20 protein-coding genes and 1 other RNA gene are annotated in these 24182 nt (G+C 48.6%); 4 read left to right on the plus strand and 17 right to left on the minus strand.

Annotation, left to right across the window (positions count from 1 at the left end):
- Nucleotides 1–65: 65 nt before the first annotated feature.
- Nucleotides 66–463, plus strand: a transfer-messenger RNA (tmRNA) gene (gene ssrA, locus BOCO_RS06865).
- Between the two features lie 156 nt (nucleotides 464–619).
- Nucleotides 620–1111, plus strand: a complete 492-nt coding sequence (gene dtd / locus BOCO_RS06870; protein ID WP_094723558.1) for a D-aminoacyl-tRNA deacylase — start codon at nucleotides 620–622, stop codon at nucleotides 1109–1111.
- A gap of 35 nt (nucleotides 1112–1146) precedes the next feature.
- On the opposite strand, the gene BOCO_RS06875 is transcribed toward dtd, so the two are convergent.
- The 12 genes from BOCO_RS06875 to mraZ form a co-directional block, all read right to left on the minus strand.
- Entirely contained in the window at nucleotides 1147–2358 is a 1212-nt protein-coding gene (locus tag BOCO_RS06875; protein ID WP_094723560.1) for a cell division protein FtsQ/DivIB, read from the minus strand.
- Complete coding sequence (murC, locus tag BOCO_RS06880) at nucleotides 2355–4025, minus strand: UDP-N-acetylmuramate--L-alanine ligase (RefSeq protein WP_420835411.1); 1671 nt, start codon at nucleotides 4023–4025, stop codon at nucleotides 2355–2357. The genes BOCO_RS06875 and murC overlap by 4 nt, the downstream gene beginning before the upstream one ends.
- A 132-nt stretch (nucleotides 4026–4157) precedes the next feature.
- Nucleotides 4158–5327 (minus strand): UDP-N-acetylglucosamine--N-acetylmuramyl-(pentapeptide) pyrophosphoryl-undecaprenol N-acetylglucosamine transferase, encoded by a 1170-nt coding sequence (locus BOCO_RS06885; RefSeq protein ID WP_094723688.1) that lies wholly within the window; start codon nucleotides 5325–5327, stop codon nucleotides 4158–4160.
- A gap of 79 nt (nucleotides 5328–5406) precedes the next feature.
- Complete coding sequence (locus BOCO_RS06890) at nucleotides 5407–6720, minus strand: peptidoglycan glycosyltransferase FtsW (RefSeq protein ID WP_094723562.1); 1314 nt, start codon at nucleotides 6718–6720, stop codon at nucleotides 5407–5409.
- Nucleotides 6707–8143: a UDP-N-acetylmuramoyl-L-alanine--D-glutamate ligase gene (gene murD / locus BOCO_RS06895; protein WP_094723564.1), complete on the minus strand. Its 1437-nt coding sequence runs from the start codon at nucleotides 8141–8143 to the stop codon at nucleotides 6707–6709. The genes BOCO_RS06890 and murD overlap by 14 nt, the downstream gene beginning before the upstream one ends.
- A gap of 52 nt (nucleotides 8144–8195) precedes the next feature.
- On the minus strand, nucleotides 8196–9299 hold the full coding sequence (gene mraY / locus BOCO_RS06900; protein ID WP_094723566.1) for a phospho-N-acetylmuramoyl-pentapeptide-transferase: 1104 nt from the start codon (nucleotides 9297–9299) through the stop codon (nucleotides 8196–8198).
- Entirely contained in the window at nucleotides 9296–10828 is a 1533-nt protein-coding gene (locus BOCO_RS06905) for a UDP-N-acetylmuramoyl-tripeptide--D-alanyl-D-alanine ligase (protein WP_094723690.1), read from the minus strand. Before BOCO_RS06905 ends, mraY begins: the two co-directional genes overlap by 4 nt.
- Before the next feature lie 118 nt (nucleotides 10829–10946).
- Nucleotides 10947–12008 carry a hypothetical protein gene (locus BOCO_RS06910; protein WP_094723568.1) on the minus strand — a complete coding sequence of 354 codons (1062 nt, stop codon included), beginning with the start codon at nucleotides 12006–12008 and terminating at the stop codon, nucleotides 10947–10949.
- Nucleotides 12009–12087: 79 nt separating this feature from the next.
- Nucleotides 12088–13854, minus strand: coding sequence for a peptidoglycan D,D-transpeptidase FtsI family protein (locus BOCO_RS06915; RefSeq protein WP_094723692.1), 1767 nt, complete (start codon nucleotides 13852–13854; stop codon nucleotides 12088–12090).
- Nucleotides 13855–13898: 44 nt separating this feature from the next.
- Nucleotides 13899–14447, minus strand: coding sequence for a cell division protein FtsL (gene ftsL, locus BOCO_RS06920; protein ID WP_244568782.1), 549 nt, complete (start codon nucleotides 14445–14447; stop codon nucleotides 13899–13901).
- A complete protein-coding gene (rsmH, locus tag BOCO_RS06925; RefSeq protein ID WP_094723570.1) occupies nucleotides 14444–15523 on the minus strand; it encodes a 16S rRNA (cytosine(1402)-N(4))-methyltransferase RsmH in 1080 nt (359 codons plus the stop codon). Before rsmH ends, ftsL begins: the two co-directional genes overlap by 4 nt.
- Complete coding sequence (gene mraZ / locus BOCO_RS06930; protein ID WP_244568794.1) at nucleotides 15523–15966, minus strand: division/cell wall cluster transcriptional repressor MraZ; 444 nt, start codon at nucleotides 15964–15966, stop codon at nucleotides 15523–15525. The genes rsmH and mraZ overlap by 1 nt, the downstream gene beginning before the upstream one ends.
- A gap of 367 nt (nucleotides 15967–16333) precedes the next feature.
- Between mraZ and BOCO_RS06935 the strand changes: the two genes are divergently transcribed.
- The gene (locus BOCO_RS06935) at nucleotides 16334–18589 is read left to right on the plus strand and encodes a HelD family protein (protein WP_094723574.1); all 2256 of its coding nucleotides are present in this window, start codon (nucleotides 16334–16336) and stop codon (nucleotides 18587–18589) included.
- A 35-nt stretch (nucleotides 18590–18624) separates the two neighbouring features.
- On the opposite strand, the gene nrdR is transcribed toward BOCO_RS06935, so the two are convergent.
- Together nrdR and BOCO_RS07570 are read right to left on the minus strand one after the other, a co-directional pair.
- The gene (gene nrdR / locus BOCO_RS06940; RefSeq protein WP_094723576.1) at nucleotides 18625–19083 is read right to left on the minus strand and encodes a transcriptional regulator NrdR; all 459 of its coding nucleotides are present in this window, start codon (nucleotides 19081–19083) and stop codon (nucleotides 18625–18627) included.
- 64 nt (nucleotides 19084–19147) lie between these two features.
- On the minus strand, nucleotides 19148–19543 hold the full coding sequence (locus tag BOCO_RS07570; protein ID WP_244568783.1) for a LysM peptidoglycan-binding domain-containing protein: 396 nt from the start codon (nucleotides 19541–19543) through the stop codon (nucleotides 19148–19150).
- Nucleotides 19544–19697: 154 nt separating this feature from the next.
- Between BOCO_RS07570 and lexA the strand changes: the two genes are divergently transcribed.
- Complete coding sequence (gene lexA, locus BOCO_RS06950) at nucleotides 19698–20420, plus strand: transcriptional repressor LexA (RefSeq protein ID WP_244568795.1); 723 nt, start codon at nucleotides 19698–19700, stop codon at nucleotides 20418–20420.
- 44 nt (nucleotides 20421–20464) lie between these two features.
- Here the strand turns inward: lexA and BOCO_RS06955 are convergent, their stop codons facing one another.
- From BOCO_RS06955 to hflX, 3 genes are all read right to left on the minus strand, one after another.
- On the minus strand, nucleotides 20465–21448 hold the full coding sequence (locus BOCO_RS06955; RefSeq protein WP_094723580.1) for a cation diffusion facilitator family transporter: 984 nt from the start codon (nucleotides 21446–21448) through the stop codon (nucleotides 20465–20467).
- 82 nt (nucleotides 21449–21530) lie between these two features.
- Nucleotides 21531–22493 carry an L-lactate dehydrogenase gene (locus BOCO_RS06960; RefSeq protein WP_094723582.1) on the minus strand — a complete coding sequence of 321 codons (963 nt, stop codon included), beginning with the start codon at nucleotides 22491–22493 and terminating at the stop codon, nucleotides 21531–21533.
- Between the two features lie 132 nt (nucleotides 22494–22625).
- Nucleotides 22626–24113, minus strand: coding sequence for a GTPase HflX (gene hflX, locus BOCO_RS06965; RefSeq protein ID WP_094723695.1), 1488 nt, complete (start codon nucleotides 24111–24113; stop codon nucleotides 22626–22628).
- Nucleotides 24114–24182 lie beyond the last annotated feature (69 nt).

Consider the following 24182-nt stretch of genomic DNA (forward strand, 5'->3'; position numbering starts at 1 on the left):
CGTCGAAGATATAGGATATAATGAGTAGTTCGGCAGTAATGCCGTAGGTTTGATAATTCAATATTGGGGCTGATCGGTTTCGACGGTGATCTGTTCGTCACAGGGAAGCGCGCCGAGAACGCGGGGGTCCGCTCGTTAATGTCCTCCCGCAACAATTAAGTGCTAAATCTAATCGCACTGAGTTCGCTCTCGCTGCCTGAGTTTTAAACCAGGATTAACCAGCGAGCTACGGCTCCGTTCACTCTCCTTTGCCTTTGGGGAGAAGCTGAGCGTCATTAAGAAGGCTAGCTTGAATTGCTGAGTTGCAGGGCAATCCAGGGACTTTAACTGTACCTATGCCAGCTGTCAGTTGTCTGCGATATAGACAGGGGCAGATAAATAGCCATACGGCCAGCAGACTACGCACGTAGAAGACTGGGAGTACGGTCACCGGACCGGGGTTCAATTCCCCGCAGCTCCACCAATATAAGAAACGTCACCTCACACCAGGGGTGGCGTTTTGTTAGTACAGCCACCTAGGCAAATTATGAGTTCGTAGACCCATCAACGATTAGCTACACACATGGCCCCTTCCTTTACCCCAGTTCAATCGCTTGGGCACCACGTACAATAAGAAATTATGAAGGTTCTTATACAGAGGGTTAGCCAGGCAAACGTGGACGTGGTAGACCCTATGAGCAGGCAAGTAGATCAATCTTTCGACCCACAAGAGATACATCGTGGTCTTCTTTTGCTGGTAGGCGTGAGTAATGCAGACGGTGAACAGGAGGTCGCATACGCCGCACGCAAGATTGCCAATATGCGCATTTTTGAAGATACAAACGGCAGAATGAACCGTTCTGTCATAGACGTAACAGGCGAAATCCTCTCAATTTCACAGTTTACTTTATATGCCGACACGAGGCACGGAAACCGTCCCAGCTTCCACAATGCTGGAAAACCCGATCATGCTGAAACGGTATGGAATAACTTCAACAGAACCCTATCCACCTACGGAATACCAGTAAAAACAGGACGTTTTGGAGCCCACATGCGGGTTCAGCTGCTCAATGACGGACCAGTTACCATCTCCCTAGACACAGCCGAAACGCAAAGGTCACAACAACCTTGACAACAGCAAAGCTGCCGGTTGGTCTGTGGTCGTAATTACTTAATAATTGGTCGCATAGGAGCCGAAACGTCAACTTGATGTTTGTCAGCAATCTTGGTGGGATCGTTGATGATTTTGTCAACCACAGCTATCTTCAATGCAAGATCAGAGGCGTCACCCCAAAGAACAATCCTTTGTCCACCATCAAGCTCAGTAGTCACCGAATCCTGAGTTTGTGCAGTGACCTTAGAAATTCGTGCGCGCATACTCCCCGGGAGCGCAGACAGGACTTTAAGGGCCTGTTGAACGGCACGATTTTTTACTCCAGATTCTGCTGTACCAACTTCGATGAGGGGTATCCCCTTAGGCTGGTCGCCAACTGTATTCAGAACACCCCCGTCGCGGTCCACAGCGGTAATCTTACCATCCGCGGCTTTAAGTACAGCTGCTGGCTCTTGTGCCTTGAAAGTGACCTCCAACCCATGAGGAAAATGCTTAGTCACTTTTGCCTGCGTTACACCAGGCAATGCACCCATGTCACGCTCGATATCCGAAGACGAGATGAGCAGCAGCGATCTGCCTTCTTCTCGTTTAACGATCGTCGATACTTGTTGATTTGATACCCATTCATTGCCACCAGAAACCACTATCTGCTGACCTTGAAGGAGTAATGCAGGAGAGAAACACAGGCCCCAAATCATGGCAGTAATCACAAGAACAACCATCAAAGCCATTGACCAGCGAACCACTAAAGCCTGCATGTCAGCTCGTTTACGTTCCTCGAGACGGGCTTTAAAATCTACAACTTTGGGCTTTACAAATACGTCTATAGATGGGACACCATCATCAGACGTTCTCTTCAAAACTGCTTCGTCCGTTTGAAGGGCTCGTGCATCAACAAAAGCACCGGAGGCAGAACGAGTTCGGGATCCTGCATGTGTATCAGAAAGTCTAACACTGCTTCTTTGCCCTGTTCTGCCAGCTACAGTTCTTGGATGCTTCCTGTCAACCTGCTTAAGTGATTTCTTAGTACCAGCAGCTGATTTCCGTTTAGAAAATGTATGAGATTGAGATTGCTGATCCTTGATAGGACGCTTTGAAGTATTTGCAGGTGATTTGTCCGCATGCTGTTCAGAACTGCGGATACCACGCCCAGCAGCTGTTCTTGCTGCTTCGGCCCTAGTTGAGGTCGTCTTCCTTCCAGACTTCTGCCAACTATTATCGGCTGGAGTCGTTGAGCGCCGGGAACTTACAATCTTGCGGCTCATTTGCTGAGATTCCTGTGAGTTTCAGATAAGCCTTCTGTAGATATGAATTCCTGCCCAGAAGACCGGAGTCGTTCCAAAATAACCTGACCCATCTGGGTAACATCACCTGCCCCCACTGTCAAAATAACATCACCACTGGCTGCCTTATCAGCCAGCTGGCGAGCAGCGTCAGTCATATTATCAACTGCCACCATCGGTATAGGCTGTGAACTCTCATCCAGCAACTTCTGCTCATTGCACACGTCATGATAGGCATCAACGATCGTTTGTGCACTCACGCGAGGAAAGTCACTCGCTCGCTCCCTGGCTGGATAAATGCTGGTAATAATAACATCATCCGCATCACTAAGAGCCCTTGCAAAATCTCTGGCAAACGTTTGCGTTCGCGAGAAAAGATGTGGCTGAAAGAGCACATGAATGTGAGCTTCAGGGTACCGCCTACGGGCCGCGGACAACAGGGCGGCGATTTCAGTAGGATGATGGGCATAGTCGTCTATTACCCCTACCCCTCGTTCCTCTCCTTGTACTTCAAAGCGCCGTGATGCACCGAGAAAAGATGACGCAGCAGCAGCAGCAGCCTGGAGCTCTACACCTAGTATGGTGGCCACAATTATAGCCGCAGAGGCATTGCGAGCATTATGAATACCTGGAACCGCAAGACCTACTGTGACGCTATCGTGTTCTCTATCAAAGCCTAGTTGCTCTACCAAGTCAACCGGCAGTTCAAGACGGAAATGTTCCCTACCTGAACCACTGCTCTCCCGCTCGGAAGTAATACGGACCACATGTGCCCAAACATCCCAGCCAGCTTCATCAATTTCTGTTTCACTAGCAGTAGTATATACAACTACTCGCGCAGGGCAGTCATGCCGTAACGCTTGTAGAAGTCTACGAGAACCCTGATCATCCCCACAGATTACGACGCTATCTTGAACGTGACGAGCGTGCTCAGTGAATGCTCGAAGAAAAGCCTCAGAACTACCGTAATGGTCTAAATGATCAGCTTCAACATTAGTAATAATAGCAATCGAAGGGTGATACTTTTCAAAAGAGCCATCTGACTCGTCAGCTTCAGCCACCAGTACTTGCCCGCTTCCTAAATGTCCTCCATCCTGGACACCCTGGGGAGACTGGATAGAAGCTCCGATGGCATACGATGGGTCTGCCAAATCTCCTGTACCAGCTAAGCGCAAAATATGTGCCAAGAAAGCACTGGTCGTGCTCTTACCGTGAGCACCAGCTACAGTGACACCCGTATGTGAAGCTAACAACAGTGCCAAAATATCGGAGCGATGAGCAAGAACAGATCCCTGCTTGCGAGCTGCTACTATTTCAGGGTTATCTGGTTTAATCGCTGATGACCAGACAACCGTCTGAGCATTCAGCACGTTGCTAGCAGATTGACCTATGACGACAGGGATTCCTAGATCTTGCATTTTGCGAGTTTGAGCGTTCTCTTGTTGGTCTGATCCAGTTACCGTCAGACCAGCTTCATTGAGCATTTCAGCAAGAACGCTCATACCAGCCCCACCAATACCAACAAAATGAGTGTGACCTAAATCCAAGAGAGGTCGATCCCAGCCCGCAAACACATCTTTCTGCGGATCTAGCTTTTCTGTCTGCGTAGTGGTAGCAGCTACGGAAGTATGGACTTGCAAGTCGGACACAGCAATCTCCTCATCGTCTTTCTGTATTCCATTATGCACCGGAACAGCCTTAGCAAACAGTGTCTATCGTCTTTGTGCTACGAACGCTTACAAGCCTGACATCTTGCAGCAGCTTATGTGAGAGTTCAAACGCTAAGCTATCTCGAGGACACGCTGCGCCATGACTTGAGCAGCATCACGAATGCCATACTTCCAAGCAGCTTGCCCCATACTTTTCATCTTAGATTGGTTAGATATGAGGGCCGGCAGTTGTTCGCTTACCCATTCACAGGTCAAATCCTGGTCAGCAACTAACATGCCCCCTCCAGCAGCAACTACTGGCTCAGCATTAAACCGTTGTTCACCGTTACCTATAGGTAGAGGCACATAAACCGCAGGCAAGCCAAGAGCTGTCAATTCCGAAACGGTTCCTGCTCCTGACCTGCAAACCACTACATCAGCACAGGCAAAAGCCAAATCTATACGCTCGAGGTATGCAGCGAGATGATAATCTCCCGCTCCAAGGTGTGCCGGATTCAGATCATTAACAGCATGAGGCCCCAGTTGCCCAACAACCTCTGATCTCACAGCTTCATCCTTACCATGTCCCGTTAAATGCACTAACTGACAAACACCCAGTAAGGGCTTAGCAGCAGCAGCAATCGCCCTGTTCAAACTTGCAGCCCCCAAAGATCCCCCAGTAACAAGAAGTATCGGACGGTCAGGGTCGAGTCCCAGCCTGACAGCCCCATGACGTCTTGCTTCGTCAGGGGAAGTCGTAAGTTGTTGACTCAGTTGGGCTATAGCTGGCCTCAATGGCAAGCCAACACGCTCAATCTGTGCACCATCCCTAACCTTGATGCCGGTGCCCTCATAAGCCGTCCCCACATACCTAGCCCACCGGGCACCTAGCTTGTTAGCCATTCCAGCTTTAGCATTCTGCTCATGCACAGCAATAGGCAGTCCCAGCTGATGTGCAGCCCAATACACAGGCGCTGAAGCGTATCCGCCGAAACCAACTACGATATCTGCTTGTCTTTTGCGCAAAATACTTGTAACTCTTTGAACCTGCTGTTGCCAACGTCTAGGAAAGTACAAAGCATCTAATGTTGGCTTCCGAGGAAATGGTAACTTGTCAATAGTGTCAAGCTCTAGACCTGCTTGGGGCACTAGTTGAGCTTCCAGTCCTTCCGCGGTCCCAGTAACAGAAACTTTTGCTGTAGGACACTGCACCTCAATAGCTTTTGCCACTGCGAGTAGTGGATTTACATGCCCTGCTGTGCCACCACCAGCTAAAACAATACGAACGTCAGCTGCAGCCATTGTCATGATGCTCCTTTAACTATTATCTCGGTTAGAGCATAGCCTGCGAACCCGTCAATGTGTATGTAAAACATTGCTGTTAATGACTTGAGACTGCGGCTTGTATATCTGGATGTGTCCGCATCATCTGCACCGCAACGCCTGCTGCAGTCAAACACAGTACCAATGCCGTACCTCCGGCAGAAACAAATGGAAGCGGCAGTCCAATAACTGGCAAAAGACCTAAAACTACACAAATATTGATTAACGCTTGACCAACAATCCACGAAGCTAAGCATATAAGCACGATTCGAGCGTAGTGGTCAGGAGTCGTTAAGGCCACACGCAACATACACCAACCAACTGCCAAGAAAGCCAGGACTACCAAGGCTGCACCAATAAAGCCCATTTCTTCACCAATGACTGCAAATATAAAATCATTGTGTGCTTCTGGTAGGTAATTCCATTTTTCTCGAGAATTCCCTAAACCGACGCCAGTCAATCTACCAGAAGCCATTGCATACAACCCATGTACAGACTGATAGCACACCCCTTGCAGGTCATCACTGGAGCACTGCCCATATGCAGCCAAGATGCGTTGCATACGGTTACCAGAACCCACAACAAAAAAACCGACTATGCCTGAAAGACCAAGCACGGCAGCAGTAAGGAACCACTTAAGTGGGAAACCACTCACGAAAAACGCCACTAAGCCTATGATGACTATGATCATGTCGGTTCCTAAATCTTTACCCATCATAATCAGCCCGAAAGCCGCCATGAAACCGAGAGCAGGTTTCCAATAAGCCTTTAAACCTTCACCGATTTTTTGAGCTTGCTGAGATTCGATGAGCATGGCAGGAAGCCATATGCATAAAGCTAATTTCAAAATCTCTGCCGGCTGTAGGGAAATGCCTCCAATAAAAATCCAGCCCGAATTACCTCCTGCTGAACGGCCTAATGGTGTAAATGTAAGCAGTTGCATGAACAGACCGAACCACAGAAAAAAAGTACTGAACTTTCGATACAGAGCAGCTGGTATAAACACAGCAATTCCTGCCATGACGAAACCTACCAGGCAATAGATGCACTGCCTGATGGCTTGAGACCATGGAGAATTGCCCTGAGCGACCATATCAACGGCCGAGCTTGAGAATACCATCATCAAACCAAAAACCGTCAAAGCCGCGATAGCAGTAATAAAACCGTAATAGCACCACAGAGGATTGAGAAGCGCCCGGATGCCTTGATATGACGTATGCGCTTGTTTCGATGGCAATGAATTGGAACGTTTTCCCCGGACTCTTTGCTTCTGTCCACGAGATACATCTACCAATGATTGATTGTTTCGTTGCTGATCCCGCGAAGAAGCAGAACGCGGTTTGCGACCATTGTCTCGATCAATGATTCTCATGATCACTCACCCACCTTTGTGCTTCTTGTGCAAAGAGCTGACCGCGTTGCTTGTACGACGTGAACTGGTCCATAGATGCACAGGCAGGTGCCAACAGCACCACCTGACCTGGACGAGCGTACGCTGCGGCGGCGGCAACAGTACGTTCCATAAGACTACTTGCAGGTTCGGGCTCCACCCGAGTATATGGCACTTGAGGAGCCTGCTCCTGCAAAGCCTCCACTACCGGCTCCGGATCGATTCCAAGAACGACGACTGCTGCCAGACGAGATGCTTGAGAAGCAATAAGCTGATCGAAGCGAGAACCCTTTGACAATCCTCCTGCAATCCAAACAACTGATCCCGGTTCATAACTGGCAAGGGAAGCTTGTGCAGCATGCGCATTAGTAGCTTTAGAATCGTCAACAAAACGAATTGTTTGATCACCTTGCCCGATTTGCGCTACTGTTTCAATTCTGTGATCACCAGGCTTAAATGACTCTATAGCTTTGCAGGCCGCCACTCTGTCGGCTCCCGCTCCAAGAGCAAGTGCGAAAGCACACAAAGCATCAGCGAGAAGATGAGGATATAGATGCCCGTTTGGCTCTCTTAAACCATGCAACTGTTCGATAGGTATAATTCTTTCGAGCTGACCGAACTCGTTACCAGCTACACCACTGCGGTCAACTATCCAACCCTGACTCACACCTATTTGCCCTGCCTTGGGTTCGCTCAGGGTACATCCAATGTTCAAGCAACCAGGAGCAGTGGAAGCAGCCGCAGCCAACGCACTTACTCTTGGATCGTCAGCATTGTATACTAATGCCTTTTGAACACCATGATACACTTTAGCCTTATCTTCTATGTATGATTCAAAGCCTCCATGCCAGTCCAAGTGGTCAGCTGCTAGGTTAGTTATAGCAGCACATTCCAGAGCAAGCGATTGGGTAAAATGGAGCTGAAACGAACTTAACTCGACACACAGCACATCGTGAAGAGGATCCACTACAGCCTGCGACACCGCTTGACCGATATTACCCACAGCTGGAGCATCCCAACCTGCTGCTGACATCATAGCTGCCGTCATCTGAGTAGTTGATGTCTTACCGTTAGTTCCAGTAATACCAATCCATGGAGCTGGATTACCCGTGCGGAGAGTTGGAACCCTCAACTGCCAAGCAGCTTCAACCTCACTCAACACAGGGATATTGAGTTTCTGAGCTGTACGAATAAACGATGTACGAGGATTAAAACCAGGTGAAACAACCACCGAATCTATCTGCGACCAGTTTATCTGATCAAAAGAGTGCAGGTCTGCTTGCTCACTTTGTTCATCGACGCTAGTTACCGAGCGAGCTTGACCCTGCAAGGCCTTTACTACGCCCTTCCCCGACACACCCAGGCCGGCGACTAACACCCGCTTATCAGTCATATCCAGATTCATTACTGCTCCTTGCAGCCTCTGACTCATTTCACTAGCGTACGCTACCCAATCCTCACAAAGCCATACCAGAACGCGCCAGCCAATCCACATAGAAGAGAACAACTGCTATGAGGACAAAGATTAATTCAATCATCCAAAACCGAACCACGACCTTTGACTCAGGCCATCCCAAAAGCTCAAAATGATGGTGGATTGGTGCCATCTTAAAGACCCTTTTGTGAGTTAGTTTAAAGAAACCCACCTGGATGACATCAGAGCATGTTTCCATTACAAACAGCCCTCCCATGATAACCGCCAACAGCTCAGTATGAGTAGCTATAGAAAGGGCAGCAAAAAGTCCTCCTAGAGCTAACGAACCGGTATCGCCCATAAAAATAGAGGCTGGATTAGTGTTGTACCACAAAAAACCAAAACAAGCTACTGCTGCGCAGCAGGCAATAATTGTCAGATCTAAGGGATCTGAAACAGCATAAGCATGACCAGCGTGACCAGCACCTTTGAGGTGGTAGGACTCCCAAAATGCTATGAGAATATACCCAGTGAAGGCTATCATCGAAGAACCCGAAGCTAGACCATCTAGACCATCAGTCAAATTGACAGCGTTACTCCAGGCTGTCATGAGCAGGTTAACCCAGAGAACGAAAAGAATGATAGCAACGGCTTTACCGGCAAATGTGAAAGAAATGACTGGTTGCTCCACAAACGAAATACCCGCTTGAGCACTAGGGAAGCCTGTTTTAGTGGGTAACAACAACGCTAAGACTGCATATATTGTTGCCAAAATGAACTGACCAATAAACTTACCTGCAACCGATAGACCCAGATTTTGTTTTTTGGTAACTTTAATGAAGTCATCAATAAAACCCAGCAATCCCATGGATAGCATCGCAAACAACACCAGCATGGCCGACTGAGATGGCTTATCACCCCGGGCGAAATACCTATACAAGGCAGACCCCAACCAACCTAATACGATAGCTAGGTTGATAATGAGTCCCCCCATTGTCGGTGTTCCACGCTTAATCTGATGCGACTTAGGACCGTCTTGACGGATATACTGCCCGTAATGACGGCGTTGCAGTATGTGTATCAGTAACGGCGTACCACCGAAAGAAACGATCAGCGAGATGACGATGCCTATGATGAGGGAAATCACCTTGTTACTCCAAATCTTTTGCCCTGCCAACGCTCAGCCAAGTTACATAGACCAGAGAAATGCGACCCCTTGAGCAAGACCACACTTCCGGGATGTTCACTGGCCAGCTTACGCACTATCTGATCTGCCTCATCTGTATCTGCGGCTTGGAATAGTGCTAGAGCTGCTGAATTCCCAGCCTCTCCACCAACCTGCACCTGAGCACCCTCTACCATAGCTTGTGCCATGACTGAAAGCTCACCCCGCCTGCCACCAACAGCCACTAACGCATCCACATTCAATTGAGCGCAGTATGCACCAACATCACGATGCAAAGCCAGAGTCTGCTCGCCTAGCTCGAGCATTCCCCCCAGTACAGCAATTCGATAGGTACTGTCTTGCGTCTTATCTTCGGCGTTTCCCCATGTCGACAAAGCCGTAAGACCGGCCTTCATGGAATCGGGATTCGCATTAAAAGAATCGTCAATGAGTGTAAATTCAACGTCTTCCACATCTACATGACTGATAGCCATCCTATGCGGACTAACGAAACCAACATCTGAGAGAACTTGTGAAATCTGCTCAGTTGATAGGCCCAATTCATGAGCCACAGTAGCGGCGGCCAACGCGTTGACAACATTATGAACACCGCTGATGTTGAGTTTGCTGTCTACAGCTGACTCCCCCGCTGCTAAAAGCTGAAAACTGGGATGGTCTGCATCATCAGTACGAATGTTACTTGCACTCATATCTAGCTGCTGCTGAGGTCTGCTACCATCAGCGAGGCCGAACCACAGCACCCGCCCTGGAGCCAGTTTGTCCATTGCTGCTACCCGCTCATCATCTGCATTGAGGACGCTGATGCCTCCCGGCAGCAGTCCTGTGATGAGTTCGCTCTTGGCTTGTGCTATGCGATCCACAGAACCGAAGACACCCAAGTGTGCTACACCAACTTTGAGCTCAACCGCTATGTCCAGAGGCACAATCGAAGTCAAGTAAGCCAAATCTCCCACTTGACTGGCACCCATTTCTGCCACTAGAAAGCGAGTAGACTCATTGACTCGGAGTGCAGTTAGGGGCAACCCTATTTCATTGTTAAACGAACCAATTGGAGCCACCGTTGGACCAAGTTCTCTAAGCATAGCTGCTAGCAAGTCTTTAGTCGTCGTTTTTCCCACAGATCCGGTGATACCAACAACTTCAAACGGGGTAGGCAGAGCCCGTCGTCGTTCGAGATTGTGGGCTGCCAAAAGCCCCAATGCTTTCACTGTATCGTTTACGACTACCTGTGGAAGAGACACATGTTCAACGATGTGGTCAACTAGAGCTCCACAAGCGCCCTGTTTGGCAGCTGTCTCGATAAAATCATGACCATCCACATGCTCCCCTGGTATAGCCACAAATAATGAACCGTCTTGCGCCTGTCGGGAGTCAGTAACGACACTATGGACAAGTACGTCCGTGTTATCACGATCATGAATCGCAGTTGCCTGCTTCAGCATCCGACCATAGGTCACCTGCGCTATTTCCGTTAGACTCACAGGTATCATTCCTGGCCGTTTAGCCTCTACCATTTTCACCTCTCGTACGTGCCTATTCCTTCATTTAGAGGAGGAAGAGTTCCTTATCATTCATCACAAAATAGGAGAACTAGTCTCAATGTTCCATTCATGTCAACTCTTGCGAAGCCTCAAGAGCACTACGAATATGACTACGTTTAACGCCTGCAGCCATTGTCATCGCTATGTTCAAGGAAAGCTCCTCTGTTTGGGAAGGATCATCGCTATGCATAGTCTGCCTTGCTATTTCATCAGTCATATCTGAGGGGTGTGCCACCTGTAATTGCGAGCTGAGTGCAAAGCCATAATGCCGGGCCACAGAATTGAGACGATTATGCCGCATCTCATGTAAGCGACCAACAGGACCTATTGCCCGGGAATGCTGTTCTTGACCTGCTGGCACACCTAAAACGTCAATGTGGACACCTTGTAGAGCATCGGCCTGCATGCTTGCACTATCAACAGCAATGACAACCGCAGCTGCACCATCTTCCAAACAGACGGACAAGGCTCGCTGCACGTCAAACATGTTCAATGGCACTTCCATGTCTAAGCTTCTGTCAAGAGAGGTGAGTTTGTGCTTACTCAGCAATCCAACAGGATTGCCGAGCGTATGTAGAAAGTCAGCTAACTGCTCAGCAGCTGCACTAGTATCTTCACCAACAAGAGCAAAAACTGCTAAAGAAGCCGAAGGATCGCCAGCTGCTTTCGAAAGGACCTGACCTAACTTTGCGGCATCTAAATCACCAACTAACGCCGGTATACTCAGTTCACCTGAATAACGTTTAGCTATTTCTGGGGGCAGCAGTACTGCATACGCCCCACGCAACTCAGCCTGCCGAAGTATGTTTGACACATCTTCTGCACCCGGCATAGAGTCAATGGCGTCGTGACTATCACCTAAGTCTGTCTCGGCTGCATGAGAAGACTCAGTATCATCACTAATACCTTGGCTTCCTTCTGTTAGAGCTAAACGTAGCTGGTCCGTTTTAGTATCTATGTCCCTTAAAAAAGGTAGGTACAGTGACCCAGGCCTCACAGATGCCAAATCATCGACAAAAGAAGTGATAGTAACCTCTTCAGCATAATTGGGAACTAGCTTGAGACCATAGTGACTACGCAAATAGCCTAGAGTCATTCGCTGAGAAATTGACTCGCTCAACGCGCTCATACTTCCACCTCTTCCTGAGACGGGAGCAAACGCTTCTGCTCGGCTACTCGTTTGCCTTGCTCTGTGTCACTCATTCTAATCACCATTCAACAGGAATAGCATCTGTGCGAGGCGACGAGGGTGGCACTTCATATTTCTGCATAAGGAATTCACCAATTTGTGCAAATACAGGACCTGCTGTTAAACCTCCGAAGGTACCCTGCGGATCCTTCATCACTACGGTAACCACAAATCTAGGATTATCAGCAGGAATTATGCCCGACCAATCGCTCACAATTGATGTCAGCCCGCCGTTCTTACCAGGCACCTCAGCCGTTCCAGTTTTTGATGCTACCCTATAACCATCAACTGAGGCCACATTTTTGAACTTCTCGGCAACTGACTCCATACCATTCATTACTTGACCAGCAACTTGCTCATCAATAACTCGAACTGGCTGTTTCGCAGTTTCCTGATTCGTTTTACCATCAACATCAGTGACCGTTTTAATGAGGCTTTGCGAGTTGCGTACACCTTTATTGGCAATTGTGGAGATTGCATTGGTGAGTTGAATTGCATTTGTTGCATACCCCTGGCCAAACAAAACTGTGTTACGGGTACGACGGTCCCATGCCTGAGGACTCGTCAACAAACCTCGAGATTCTCCTTGCAAACCCAAACCTGAAGGTTGCCCGATACCGAATTTTGTCAAGTAATCGTACCTCATCTGGTCCGTATACTTATCACTTGCCATTACCATACCGACATTTGAAGAATTTTGTAGGATTCCTGCCATAGTCCAACGTTCTGGCTTGTGATTGTTGGCATCGCGGTACTCTTGTCCATCAAACTTCAGGTGATCTGGCACAGTGAACTGATCTGTCATATGGCGGACATTCTCTTGCAGCATACCGGAAAGTGTAATTGTTTTACCAATCGAACCAGGTTCAAAAGTTTGCGTAACCACTAACGGAGGATTCATCTTCGCTTCTACACTTCCAGCAGAACGGTTCTCAGTATCTGCCAAGGCAATAATCTGCCCTGTCGCACAGTCCTGAACTACAGCCATTGCCCATCCAGCTTGATAGGTCGCCTTACCATCTGCCAAGGCTTTCTGAACATACCACTGTACATCACCATCAATAGTCAGTCGTACATCCTTCCCGTTTACTGGCTGCTTCGACTGTGTTTCTGTTCCGGGAATTTGTTGGCCTTGACCACCCTGCTGGTAGATTTCATACCCATCTTTACCGGTAAGAAGACCGTTTTCCATATATTCAATACCTGCTACGCCTTTTCCAGTAGCATCCACTCCACCAATGAGCGATCCCATAAGATCACCATGAGGATATGAACGCTGGTTGCTCAGTTCTGCAGATATAACACCAGCGAGATTAAGTTTGTCGATTGACCTCTTTACCTGTGGGGTGACATCTTTTTTAATAATGACATAGCTGCCTTTGCCACTCAGTTGGGCCCCAAGCTCCATAGCATTCAAACCTAGCTCTGGAGCAAGTAAACGAGCAACGGCTGCTGGACCACTAACCCCCAGTGGTTTTCCATTAATTTCATGGCAGTACCGCTTGGTCTGTTGGGTGCATGCGACAGGAACAAAGTCGCCAGCTGCCTTTGGAGAACCTACGATAGTATACCGTTCTAGACTTTGAGCTAAAACCATGCCGTTAGCATCAAGAATGCGACCTCGCTGCGCTCGCAAGGTACGAGGAACAGTCCTACTTTTGGTCGCAGCCTCAGCTGTGCTGCTCCCGTCGAAGAGCTGAATCCATGCGAGCTTACCGAGAGCAACAACCGCCACGAGAGACAAAATCACAGCAATAACCGTAGAACGCTGAGCAAAGGTAACCAGACTGTCATTACTTGTACCCTTCTTAGCGTTCCGCCGCTTATTACTCAACGCTGTCCCCCTCCGGAGCTTGACAGTGACTGCATGGGGTTGCTATCAGCTGGCTGCTTTGGTGGAACCTGTGGAGTTCCTACCTGCTTGTGATCAATAGACCGATAACCCTGCAAGTCAACTGAGTTAGTACCCTGCTGCGGTACCATGCCCATTTTCTGAGCTTTTTCAGGTAAAGCCGCCTGCAGTTCATCTAACCTATTCTGATCGTCCTGCACATCTTGAGTCAACTGGCTAATTGACTTCTGTACAGAACTAGCCTCGAATGAGTGCTGAACCATCTGTGTCCGTAAAAGAAGCGACCCCAGTAGGCAAGCAATGAGGAAACTAAATGCCAAGACAAAGTGGATGAGTGGAGTTGACTGCGCACTTGCCCACTCTACTACCCCACGAGCCCGTTGCCCCAGATTGCCGGTCACAGCGTTCGTCGATTCACGACCACCCTGAACCACACTCAGCTGTGGGCGACGTGCTTCCGATTGACGAGCTGGCCTTCGCTTGTCTGGTGCCGTTTTTGAACGGACAGAACGAGCTACTGAACTCATGCTCTTCTCCTTTCCAAATGCTGCCTATGAGTGTGTTGAACTGCTTCCGTACGCCAGAGCTGGACACGATGAGCAGGAATTGTCCGAGTCAATTCCACACCTCTCAATCGCACGGAAGCAGACCGAGAATTATCAGTTACTTGCTCAGGACTGGCCTTGAGAGCCCCGTGAGTAAGATCTGCAAAAAATGGCTGGGCCTGCTCGGGGATGACCGGTAATCCTGGAGGTAGATTTACTCGCAATCCTGAAGCCATAAATTGTTTAACGGCACGATCCTCCAGAGAGTGGTATGACTCCACAACCAACCGTCCGCCAACTTGTAAGTGAGCAGCAGCTTGAGGCAGAGTAGACACCAATTTGTCGAGTTCGCCGTTAACTTCAATGCGCAGAGCCTGAAAGACCCGTTTTGCCGGATTACCAGGAGCCCTGTGAGATCGAGGAATACACTGGTCAACCAAAGCACTGAGCTGGGCCGAAGATGTTAGTGGTTCCTTTTCACGAACCTCAACAATCTTGCGAGCAATCTTATTAGCAAACCGCTCTTCACCATAAGTTTTGAAGATTCTAGTAAGGTCTTCACACGAGTAGGTAGCTACCACATAGGCCGCTGTGAGTTCTTGCCCACTGTCCATCCGCATATCCAATGGTGCGTCCTGGTTATATGAGAAACCACGGTCACGCTCATCGATTTGCAAACTCGACAAGCCTAAGTCCATGAACACAGCGCTTACCTGGCTGATTCCGACATCAGCAAGAATGGCTTCGAACTGATCAAACGGGGCATGAACTGGTAAGAAGCGGTCTTCCAAACCTTCTTCCCGCAACCGTTCCTGAGCTAAACTCAAAGCCTCTCGATCGCGGTCAATTCCCAATACCCGAGCGTTTGGGGCGGCTTTGAGAAAAGCAGTCGTGTGTCCTGCCAGGCCTTCTGTGCAGTCAACAATCCAAGATCCAGGCTGACTAGCAGCAGGTACTACCAGATGAACACATTCATCCAAAAGAACAGGCTTGTGGATATTTTGCAGGCGGTTTAAGTGCTCACGCCGCTTCTCAGTACTCTGCAATTGCGTATCCATCAAAAGTCCACCGCCGGAAGAACGTCATCAGTTATGTCCGAATACACCTGCTCGTTACTCTCCAAGTATGACTGCCAAGCAGCCTTGTCCCAGATTTCCGCACGGGTACCCACACCAATCACAACAACTTCTTGATCGAGGTGGGCGTAGTCACGCAGCATGGGTGGCACCAGCACACGCCCCTGCTTATCAGGCTCTTGGTCCACTGCACCAGATAGGAAGATTCGTAGATACTCTCGAGCTGCCCTGTTCCCCATAGAAGTATGTTGGATTTGAACAGCTATCCTACGGAATTCGTCAACTGGTAACAGGTATACGCAGCGTTCCTGTCCTCGAGCCATCACTAAGCCCGCTCCTAGCCGACTACGGAATTTTGCAGGTAAAGCCATGCGCCCCTTGGTGTCCATTTTGGGAGTATAAGTACCCAGCAGTAAGGGAGGCATACTACATTGCTGGTCACCCGCTGCCCCATCCGATTGAGCTTGTACAGGAGGAACCGATGCCAGATTCTGCAGATCGTCTACCATCGTCACCTCCCTACCAGCACTACAAGCTTCATTCCGGTTACAGCATTTTTAACGCCACACTCCACTCTACCCCACTTATCACCACATATCACCCTAAAATAGGTTTTTTATAGAATATTCACTCTTGCTTGCACAATCTGAACCCCTGTTTACTTCCTTGACCTTCGTGAAGACTAGAAATAGACCTCAGCAAAAGCACAAACAGATCTAGTAGCTGGTCTGCGATATAGTTAAGTGCCTAGTTTTACTAGTATTTGCGATTCACGGGAACGGACAAAAACCTATGTCGACCTACTCCTCACAGTTACAGGAAGAACAAGGTGCAGTAGACCGCGCTTACGGTCGATTGGACGATTTACGGACACAAACCCGCAGTCGCTTGGACGCAGTACGAGCAACCGGCTCTCATGGATCACCAACACAACGTACCGAACGTGATTCTTTCGCCAGTTTGTACGAAGATCGACTCACTCAGTTGCGTGCCGTTGAAGACAGACTAGTCTTTGGACGCTTGGATCATCGAGACAGCAGCCGTCAGTATATTGGAAGAATAGGTCTATCAAATGAGTCTCACGAGCCTATTTTGACTGATTGGCGCGCTGAAGCAGCCCGCCCCTTTTACGAGGCTACCGCTTCAAACCACGGCACCATAACCATGCGCAGGCACATAGGCCTGAGTTTTAGAACAGTCGTCAGCGTAGAAGATGAAGTTCTCGACCTGAACTCTTCTCAGGTGGAACGAGCTGCCAACCAGGGTACATTGGCCGGTGAAGGGGCCCTATTAGCCAGTTTATCTAGCAGCCGCACCAGTAAAATGACCGATATAGTCTCAACAATCCAAGCGGAGCAAGATCGTATCATACGCTCCGATCTCGGTCACGCCGTCGTAGTTCAAGGCGGACCGGGTACAGGCAAAACCGCTGTTGCCCTACACAGGGCGGCTTATCTTTTGTACACACACCGGTCCGTTCTTGAACGTTCAGGAGTGCTGATTATTGGACCCAGCAGTAGCTTCTTACGCTATATCGATCAGGTACTGCCATCACTAGGCGAAACAGGTGTCTTAAGCAGGACTATCAGCAATCTTATTCCTGGCGTCACAGCAAAAGCTACAGATGCACCACATGTGGCCCGACTCAAGGGTGACTCACGGATGGCTTCAGTTATAGCCTCCGCTGTGCGAACACGCGAACGAGTACCTTCAGACCTACCTGTAGTCTCAATCGATGGCGTCACTGTACCTATGCTGAAGGTAGATATACAGCAAGCTCTTAGCGATGCCCACCGAACCAGACAGCCTCATAACAAGGCACGAGAGACATTTGCTAGTTCAGTCCTTCAGTCTTTACTGAACCGCTACACCAACCAGCTCAATTACTCACCCGAGCCGGATGAGCTTTCCCGGGTACGCTCGCTCATACGAATGAACAACAAGATACGCAAAACCATTAACCTAGCTTGGCTGCCTATGGAACCACTGTGGCTTCTCGATAACCTCTGGTCACACCCAGCGCTGTTATCTCGATTGGCCCCGTGGCTCACACCAACAGATATCGAATCCCTAACCAAACCAAAAGGTTCACCCATAACCACATCAGACATAGCACTTATTGACGAAGCAATGGAACTCCTGGGACCCGACCCTCATCAAATGGATCAGCAAACAGCACAAGCAGCACGCCGAGCCGAAGAACATCAATTTGCCCGAGATACCCTAGCTCAAAACGGCATAGGAAATGGTCTCATCAACTCTCAGATGCTTCTTGACAATATCAATGGTCTCGACAGCCAGGACGCTTCTGAGAGAGCATCAGAAGACCGTGAATGGGTATTCGGACATATTGTTGTTGATGAAGCTCAAGAGTTAACAGCTATGGATTGGCGTATGCTGATCCGTCGCTGTCCGTCCAGGTCCTTTACCATCGTAGGTGATATTGCGCAAACATCAGCCTTGGGTGGCACTAGGTCTTGGACCAAGACCATGAACCAGCTGTTCGGGGAAGACGGCTGGGACTTAAACGAACTCACCATTGACTACCGAAATCCGCAGGAGGTATCTGAATTAGCATCTACTGTTGCCCGATCAGAAGGCCTTCATATTTCCACAGTCAAGGCTGTGCGTGCAGTTAATAATTCGGTACAGCGAATCCAAACTACAACAGAAGAAGCATGCATAAACGCAGCAGGACATGCTGGAGCTGACCTTGCTCAAGAATTCATTCATGCTGACGGCAGTGGGCGCATTGCCCTGATTTGCACTCAAGAACTAATCACAAGCTTACGAGACAGCGTTATGGCACAATATCGAAAGCTTGCAGGCGAAAAGGCTACGCAAATCGTAACCAACCAAGAAGATTGGGACAAGCAAATTGTTGTCACCAGTGCACAAGGTACCAAAGGATTAGAATTTGATGCTGTGGTGCTAGTGGACCCAGAACGTATAGCAGAAAATGCACCTTCACGGCTCGTAGGAGCCTCAGATATATATGTAGCTATGACAAGACCCACACAACGCCTAGTCATAGTTGAAACAACATGATTAATGAGATCTCGATCTCTAACAAACGCCTCTGATCACTTGTCCGAAAGATCTTCAGCTCTGAGATCGTCGATAGCCTTCTGGAAATCTTCCAATCCATTAAAGTTCTGGTAAACGGAAGCAAACCGTAGATACGCCACTTCATCTAGCTTGCGCAGAGGTCTCAAAATTGCCTTGCCGACTTCCTCTGAATCGACTTGAGCTAGACCACGTGAGCGCAAATCTTCTTCAACTTGCTGACCTAACTGTTTCAGGGCATCTTCCTCTATGTGTCTCCCCTGGCAGGCTTTTCGGACTCCCGAAACTACTTTATCCCTATTAAACGGTTCACTGTTACCAGAGTGCTTGGTAACCATCAAAGCAGAGGTTTCAATCGTCGTGAACCGATGGTTACATATAGGACATTCCCGACGCCGACGAATGGCATAACCATCGTCACTAATACGCGTATCAACCACTTTAGTGTCTGAGTTCTGGCAGAAAGGACAATGCATAGTAATCGATAATAGCCTGTCTTCCAACGAAAGAGAAGATAGGCCACGTCAGAATTGACTTGATTCAGCATTTTGGTACGACTATCCTCTGTCCAGCCTGCAATACGGGTGTATTCAGATTATTGAGCTTCATGAGTCGATCAACACTGTAAGAGACATCTCCTCCTTCAGGCGTTACCATCTGTGCATACGTCCACAAGTTATCTCCGGGACGAACTGTGTAACTTGTGACTTCTTGAACACTCATATCAGTGTGAGAACTGCTAGTACCAATGACATTCGAACCAATAACGCCCACACTAACTGCTAGCAATGCAATAATGATCTTACCTTTTGTAGTAAGAGTCGTTTTACTAACTTTTGCAGGCAACTTTTCCTTATTACGAACCACAGAGTTCACATACCTGGTCCTTGAAGTTGTCCGATCCATACGACCCGGTGTATACATCGCTATACTCATCAGCCATCTCCCTTCGAACACCTGTTCTATAGAACATATGTTCTATATTGGCACAACATCAGATCAATTGCAAGCCCCATTCGAACATTTGTTTGTTTTTTACTTTTTTTTCGCTATACTGTTGCTTATAACGAAAGGAGTCCCCGTGGGCACCATCCCCTTTACAGGGCCAGAGAGCAGCAACAAGGATCTTGGTCCTACAAGTACCAAACAATTAACCAAGCGGCAGCAGCAAGTCTTAGACGCTATCCGTGCCCATCTCAACAATAACGGCTTTGCTCCTTCATATCGTGAAATTGGAGAGGCAGCAGGATTAAAAAGTCCCTCCTCTGTTAAACATCAATTGGCAGTTCTCGAAGAGTTGGGATACATTCGCACCAATGCTAACAAAGGCCGTGCTATAGAACTTGTAGAGGGTTCTCAGACAAAGGATAATGAGCGACATAGCTCTATTGTTATCGATTTTCCACAGACTTACTCTGGTGCTAGCAATATGCTGGAGGATTCCAACGACATTCCATTAGTTGGACGCATAGCTGCTGGTCAGCCAATAACAGCCGAACAGCACGTTGACGATGTCATGAGGTTACCCGAACGACTCACTGGTTCAGGGCAGCTCTTCATGCTGGAAGTTCACGGTGATTCGATGATTGAAGCTGCTATCTGCGACGGCGATTATGTAGTGGTCCGTGAGCAACATGAAGCCGAAAACGGTGACATAGTTGCAGCCCTCCTAGACGACGAAGCTACTGTTAAAACCCTACGCAAGGAGGGGGGGCACATTTGGCTTATGCCACACAATCCTGCATACTCCCCTATCGACGGAACTCATGCCACAATTATGGGAAAAGTTGTCACAGTCTTACGGCGAATCTGACAGTCTTCCAGCAGTCACCATGAATGCAACAAAAGAAGAAACCCTCACATTTCTAAATGCTCTTGCGACGTTTTGCCATAATTTTGCGTTTCAATCTGAAAGGTTGTGTGTTCTACCGTTACCGGGAAATGTTCACGCAGACACACTTGCATAAGATGCAAAATTTCTTCAGCCTGTTCCATCGTAGTTCCACCTCGAACCCTCACGTGGGCAGACAGCTCGGGCAATCCTGTTGCCACAGTAGTGGCATGCAGATCATGCACTTCCTCCACACCAGGAACTTCTTGCAGGTGCCGGCGGACCTGCTGCAAGTCTAGGCCAGACGGCACTTCTTCCAGAAGCACCTTTACACTACTAACCAACAGGGATATAGCTCTAGGAATCATCAGCAGAGCGATAAGTCCACCAGCTATTGCATCAAACGCACCCCAACCTGTGCACAACATCACCACTGCAGAAATAACTACAGCTACTGACCCCATCGCATCATTCAGAACCTCAAGGAAGGCTGCTTTCATATTCATATTGTCGTTGTGCTGTCCATGTAAGGTCAGTAGCGACAGGAGGTTAGCAACCAAACCCAATAATCCGAAAAACAGTAAAAGGCTAGGGTCATGCACCTCGGTACCGCCAGGACCAGCAATCCTAATAACTGCCTCAATTAGGGCATATACTCCCACAATCAAAAGCACAACAGCACCACCAGCAGCTGTAAGAACCTCAAGCCTAGCCCAGCCCCAAGTTCGCCTCGATGTCGGCTTGCGCTGCATTAAGATAGCAGTCACTGTTGATGCAGTAAGAACAGATATGTCCGTAAGCATATGACCAGCATCCACAAAAAGTGCCAAACTTTGAGTAAGTATGGCACCTACAACTTCTGCAATAAAGACTGTCGCAGTTAAGAGCAGTGTTATAGATAGTTTGTTACGGTGCTTTTGAGATGAAAAAAGGCCAGCTGGCTTAGCGGCGCTTTCATCAAGAGGGTCTTTCTTACTGACTTCCTGCTGACGAGAATGCACATGAGCCATGCTGACCTCTTCCTATGCTACTGAGAACGTTTCCTATGATCACCCTTGATGGGGTCACCCAGTGTAGCAGAGTATGAGACAATCAGAAGCCAAACTGAGAAGCAGTCTCCTTAAGGGTCTCTGCAGAACGCTTGAGGGCAGCAAGTTCACCGTCACTTAGCGGTGTATTGATATGGGTATACACACCCTGACGGGTCAATACTGATGGGACCGACATGCACACACCAGAAATACCATGGAAGTCTTCAAGCATCGAAGACACAGGCAAAATTCGGTGAGTGTCATTCATGATGGATTCGATAATATCCACACCAGACATAGCAATGGCAAAATTCGTGGCACCCTTGCCCTCGATGATCTTATATGCCGCGTTCTTGACTTCTTGATGGATTTCTTCGCGCATAGTAGCATCCAGAGGACTATGACCGGGCAGTTCCTTCCACTCACACATCGGCACACCGCCGATGGTGGCAGAAGACCACAATGGTACCTCTGAATCACCATGTTCGCCAGCAATATATGCGTGCACATTTTTAACATTGACACCTGTTTGCTGGGCAATGAGGTAGCGAAGACGTGCGGAGTCCAAATTCGTTCCTGAACCGAACATCTGGTGCGAAGGAAGACCAGAAAGCTCAATAGAGACGCGGGTCACGATATCGACTGGATTAGTAATTAACATATACAAAGCATTAGGAGCAACCTTAACGAGGTTGGGAATAATGGACTTCATAATGTTAATGGTGTCACCAGCTAGGTCTAACCTAGTCTGCCCTGGCTTCTGACGTGCACCTGCAGTAACGACAACCATATCTGCACCACGGCAAATTTCTGGGTCGTCAGAACCATCAATCGTGACTGTAGGGTAGAAACTGGATCCATGCTGCATGTCCAGTACTTCGGCCTGAACACGCTGTAAATTAATGTCCTCGAGAACAATCTCACGAGCTACACCACGCTGAGCAGCAGCAAATGCAAGCGTCGAACCAACCGCTCCTGCACCAACAATAGCGAGTTTCGTGGGCTTAATAGGTGAATCCACCATAGTTTGTCAGACCTCTCTATTATGAGTCCCCTAGAGCAAAGGACCTCCTGTGTTCATCATATTCACTGTATCCACACTTGTTGACGTTTTGACGATAACATCGTTTTTTCAAGTCATCCCCACAACACCAATTCACACGGTATCTATAGATGCTTTCATGACCTGAGAGGCTATGTGATCATCAACGTCTGCAACGATGTCAACACCATCACCCTGGTAATCAACACTTTGGACCTGCCCATATTGCCTCACTTTGGAAAGCAAGGAACCAGCAGAATAAGGCAGTTTTGCTTCCACACGAACACTGGGCTTCGGCAGCAATACCTCTAACCGCTGACGCAAATCACCTAAACCTTCGCTTGTACGGGCAGAAACAATACAAGCTTGAGGCTCCAACCGGATGACACGCTCTCTAGCAGTTGCATCCATCCGATCAGCCTTGTTGATAACGAGTATATGCGGTATGTCAGCTGTTCCATCAACCTGTTCCAGCACTTTGTTTACAGCTTCTATTTGTGAGAATGGATCAGGATGAGAGCCGTCAACCACATGCATGATAACATCAGCCTCCGCTACTTCTTCTAAGGTTGATTTGAATGCTTCAACCAGCTGAGTGGGTAACCGACGGACAAAACCAACTGTATCAACTAGGGTGTAGACACGGCCGTCTGCTGCTGTGGCCCGTCTCACAGCGGTATCTAATGTAGCGAAAAGCGCATTTTCTACAAGTTCTTGAGAACCTGTCAAGCGATTCATCAACGAAGACTTTCCTGCATTGGTATACCCCACTACCGCAACCGATGGCAGACCATAACGTCGACGAGACCCTCGTTTAACTTCTCTGGCGGGCGCCATCTGTTCTATCTGCCGCTTCAATCTTGAGATTTGGCGGCGAATAACCCTTCGGTCAGTCTCAATCTTGGTCTCACCTGGACCACGAGAACCTATGCCACCAGACTGACCAGCAGCTTGACCTCCCGCCTGCCGCGAAAGCGAAGCTCCCCATCCACGCAAGCGAGGCAACATATATTCAAGCTGAGCCAGCTGAACCTGGGCCTTACCCTCACGACTGGTTGCATGCTGAGCGAAAATATCTAGGATCAGTGCTGTACGATCAACCACTTTAACCTTGGTTACATCTTCCAGTGCTCGACGCTGGGATGGCTGAAGATCATCATCGACAATAATCGTATCAGCCTCTTGGGCAGCCACGAGGTTCGCTAATTCTCGGGCTTTTCCTGAACCCACATACGTGGCAGAATCCGGCTTGTCTCTCTGCTGAAGCAGACCGTCCAACACCTGAGCACCAGCAGTCTGTGCTAATGCTGCCAGCTCACGCAAGGACTCCTCTGCCTCTTCTTGCGTAGTGTTATGAGAAGAATATACACCGACTAATACCACTCGTTCCAAACGAACTTTGCGGTACTCAACCTCGGTAACGTCCTCTAACTCACCTAAACCCTCTACTTGTTTGAATGAGTTACGATGTTGTCGCTCTTGCCAGGATTGACTGCCCCCATCACCGTTAGACCAACTGTCTTGGCTACTCTGAAGGACTTGGGACTGACCACTTAAGGCTGCCTCATCACTGTCCCAGAGGTAGCTTGTGTCCTGCTGTATTACTTGCTCTTGTTCTTGCTCCGACTCTTGAGTCACTGACACCTCTTCTTGTGCGTAATAGGTCTTAGT

The sequence above is a fragment of the Bombiscardovia coagulans genome, assembly GCF_002259585.1.
GTDB classification, from domain to species: Bacteria; Actinomycetota; Actinomycetes; order Actinomycetales; family Bifidobacteriaceae; genus Bombiscardovia; species Bombiscardovia coagulans.